This is a genomic window from Microcoleus sp. B5-D4 (genome assembly GCF_036705145.1).
In the GTDB taxonomy this organism is placed as follows: Bacteria; Cyanobacteriota; Cyanobacteriia; order Cyanobacteriales; family Microcoleaceae; genus Microcoleus.
Map to the genome: position 1 here is coordinate 1 of NZ_JAUBTV010000172.1, position 3,390 is coordinate 3,390.

7 protein-coding genes are annotated in these 3,390 nt (G+C 42.1%); 1 reads left to right on the plus strand and 6 read right to left on the minus strand.

Annotated features, from left to right (window positions below):
* The 6 genes from QUB10_RS33880 to QUB10_RS33905 form a co-directional block, all read right to left on the minus strand.
* Positions 1-230 (minus strand): hypothetical protein (locus QUB10_RS33880; RefSeq protein ID WP_333207493.1); only part of this gene is annotated, 230 nt, incomplete at its 3' end.
* A gap of 73 nt (positions 231-303) precedes the next feature.
* Positions 304-495, minus strand: coding sequence for a hypothetical protein (locus QUB10_RS33885; protein ID WP_333207495.1), 192 nt, complete (start codon positions 493-495; stop codon positions 304-306).
* Positions 488-811, minus strand: coding sequence for a hypothetical protein (locus QUB10_RS33890; RefSeq protein ID WP_333207497.1), 324 nt, complete (start codon positions 809-811; stop codon positions 488-490). The genes QUB10_RS33885 and QUB10_RS33890 overlap by 8 nt, the downstream gene beginning before the upstream one ends.
* A gap of 1 nt (position 812) precedes the next feature.
* Positions 813-1,187 carry a hypothetical protein gene (locus QUB10_RS33895; protein ID WP_333207499.1) on the minus strand — a complete coding sequence of 125 codons (375 nt, stop codon included), beginning with the start codon at positions 1,185-1,187 and terminating at the stop codon, positions 813-815.
* Positions 1,178-1,429 (minus strand): hypothetical protein, encoded by a 252-nt coding sequence (locus tag QUB10_RS33900; RefSeq protein WP_333207500.1) that lies wholly within the window; start codon positions 1,427-1,429, stop codon positions 1,178-1,180. The genes QUB10_RS33895 and QUB10_RS33900 overlap by 10 nt, the downstream gene beginning before the upstream one ends.
* 8 nt (positions 1,430-1,437) lie before the next feature.
* Entirely contained in the window at positions 1,438-2,058 is a 621-nt protein-coding gene (locus QUB10_RS33905) for a hypothetical protein (RefSeq protein ID WP_333207501.1), read from the minus strand.
* Between the two features lie 120 nt (positions 2,059-2,178).
* Between QUB10_RS33905 and QUB10_RS33910 the strand changes: the two genes are divergently transcribed.
* Complete coding sequence (locus tag QUB10_RS33910; RefSeq protein ID WP_333207503.1) at positions 2,179-3,108, plus strand: hypothetical protein; 930 nt, start codon at positions 2,179-2,181, stop codon at positions 3,106-3,108.
* Positions 3,109-3,390 lie beyond the last annotated feature (282 nt).

Sequence of the window (3,390 nt, forward strand, 5' to 3'; positions counted from 1 at the left end):
AAGTAAGGTGCTGCACTATCGGAAAAAATTCCCGTTAAATCATCGTAGGTAACAGTACCTGGTATCGTAAAATCCCCTTCTAGGATTTGTTCGTCACTTTTGGTTAGGTTGAACCTTTGGGCTGTCAAGCCCTTCTCAGCACTGTTGATTAAATGTACCAACTGCCACGATTGACCTTCAATGGTTGTTGCATTTACTGTTGAACTTATACCCGGTATTACTGTTGCCATCTGTTTTACCTTCATTTTGAACAATAGCCGCCTATGTTAGGCGGCTACGCCAGAAAATACACTTAAAAACCAACTAACTACCTTTAACTTTTGTCGCAAGCGCGATCGCAAAACCAAACAAAGTAGTGGCCAGAGTAGTCAGATTGACAGGTGCATCACCCGACGCTTTTAGTCCGATTGACAAAGCCCCAAACGTAACCCCTACCGCACTTGTACAGAGCGAGAACATAAGGAAGCGGTAAGCATATCGGTCAATCTCAAGCATCTTCTATTGTCCAATCGGTTCGTGATGGGATATTCTCGCTCGGAAAACCCGCTCTATCGTGCAATGTCCCGTTTCGCATCAAAACACTTTTAATGTCTCGAACATCGCACTTTAATACCCCTAGCTCCACAATTAGGTTGTCGATATTTTGTTGCATTTTACGCCCATAACTAAAGTTATGCTTTTCAACTTGTAAGGACAAATTTTCTAGCTTTGTACTGTACCTAGACATAGCAAAAGCAAAACCCGCTGTAGCAGCGCCACCGCCACCACCAATAACTAAGATTACGATTTCTAGTAATTCTTTTGTTGTCACTTCAATTCACTTCTCCTGTGTATTCCCAGACCGTGACCGTCGTACCTTCGCCCCAAATAAATGGGTTGATTACCAAACTATATGTAATTTGTTCAGAAAAAGTAAATACTTGTAATCGATTTACGTATAGCTTCCGAGCGCTATTTAAGCGCGCGTCACTACTACCACCAACGGTTAGACCCGTAAATACTTCTCTTTGAATGTACGCGCCTAAACGCCATTTGTTAGCATCCAAAAAAATAGGTGCTGACATAATTAGTGCTACCACAGGAGAGTTTAAAAGTACCGGGCAAACAAGTCTACTTGTTTCGGCAAAATTGCCAATAAAATAGACTTGTTGCCAGCTATCTTCTGTTGGAAAAAAAGCTAAAACCATGCCGTAAGTGACTGTTCAACAGAGATTAAAAATTCATAAGCATCGTACCCGCCGTCACTTAAACAGTCGAGATAATCGTCAATCTTTTTGCCACCGTTAATCCAATTGTTAGCAGCGACGTTTGTTTGAATCATTAATTCTATGTTTTTCTGGCTAGCGCTTGCTAAATCAATATCAACATAAAACAAGTCCTCTGCCGATTCAATCTCTGTTATTCCCGTGGGCGTCCAAATTATTGCCATAGATTTATTTAGTTAATGTCGATAAAACCTTGAGGGGTCACTCGCACGGCAATACTATCATCTACAGGAGTTGTGGGTTTAAGTAGAACTACAATGTCCGATGCGTTCTCCGAAAATCCTCTGTCAGCACCCGTTGCACCAGTTTTAATCCCAAAAGGACAACTAACCGACGTTACTGTGGGAGATTTATATGTTTTTCCCGTAAAACGCGATGTTCTGTCTGCACTGGCACCTTTCCTTGTAAAGATAACCCTTGCGGCCGGAGGTTGCTTTCGCCCAACTGCTCCTACTACTGTCGCTGTTTCAGGTTTTGTAGTTCTAGCCCACAAAGTATCACCTACAATCTTGCTAGTAATACTGGTAATCAAGGCGTTATCTTTTTCTTGCTCCTCTCCACTTACAGTTTTATCGCTTGGAGCCGGAAGTTTTAATCCTACATAAATTTTATCGTCTGCACGACCGAATGGAATCAGTATGCCGTCTTGTTTGCCCACTAAAAGCCGCCCGCCCTTTGTTGCTGTTTTGTAAGCCGCTTGTTTAGCCGCAGTATCTAGTCTCATGTAAGCTTCTAGTTTGTCTTTGGCGGCTTTTAGTTCGTCCGCTCTCATAATGTCGCTGAATCTTGCCATATAAATACCTTTGCTTTAGTATTTCTAGTTTAGGCGTTTTTTTTTGCTATATCACGCTATACAATTTTTGGAAACCTATTAGGGTTATGCGAATATATTGATATATTCTTTCTTTTCGTTATGACTACTAAACCTACTGCTAAACGCCTCACTCTCGATAGTACCAAAGGGGAACCCTCCCTACTTTTTGCGATAAACGAATTAATTGCAAATGGGGGGATTGATTTTGATGAATGGTGGAAAGAATACCGAAAGGGCTTCCCACTACGCAATCAAGCTGTAACCAACTTTCGGAAGGAGAACTGGGTAACACCCAAATACCTCGATATCACACCAAAAGGTATAGGTACGGGTAAGGTATTCGAGTTTTTCCCAGATGAAAAAGACCTAACTACCAGTTACATACTTTCAGGTACTACTCGTGACATCATTCAACACATTACTGCTATTGGATATCAGCAAAGCGCAAGTGCTGGTAGTGTATCTGGTAAAAATAGCAAACCACCTCTTCGAGGCTTTCCACTGATTGAGCTTTATTTTGTTAGTCCCGACAAAAAAGTAGGGGTCAAATGGGTACGGTGTGCGGGCTTCACCGATGACCCAAAAATCGCTCAGACCAAACTCGCAAAACTGGTAACACCCGCTGATATCAAAAGTTGGGCAAACAAAATCAAAATTATTTTTGGTGATACCAAGTACGTTTGGAAAAAAGGTAAAGAGTGTTTGTCCTATAGTGGTCAAATTGCTCGATTACAAGGCTTAGAGGGATACGCCTATGTGAGGAACAAGGAAGATGGTGTCGCTTTATTTACGGCAATACTAAAGATATTTGATGCTATACCCGACAAAGACGGCTTTAACGAGAGCGAGAGTACATCTATCACCAAGTACGCAAAACAGACTAAGGAAATAATTGTTGTGGGGGAAAAGGTAAAACCTGATGAGCGACGACCGCTGGCTGATTGTGAATTTGACCGGGCCATACTTAAACTACCCCTGCTGAACAAACCCATCCCTTTAGTCAAAAAAAATGTGGTGCTTTACAAATGAGAGTATTTGCTAGTATTTGAGTGTATTTTCTGGCTTAGCCGCCTAAGTTAGGCGGCTACTTCTAAAAATAGACTGAAAATGACCGATTTTGCGACTTGACGTGAAGCGGGTGCAAATGCGATCGTCGTAAACAACAGAAGACCCCTACGGTGCTACTAACACTTTCGGGGTATTTGCTTCTGGCTATATCAGAGCCTTTGGCTTCATTATTATGTCACAACAGTCCGCTTCACGTACCCCACGATCGACTTCTCTTAAGTATTCGTGGGACGCACCCCTTGC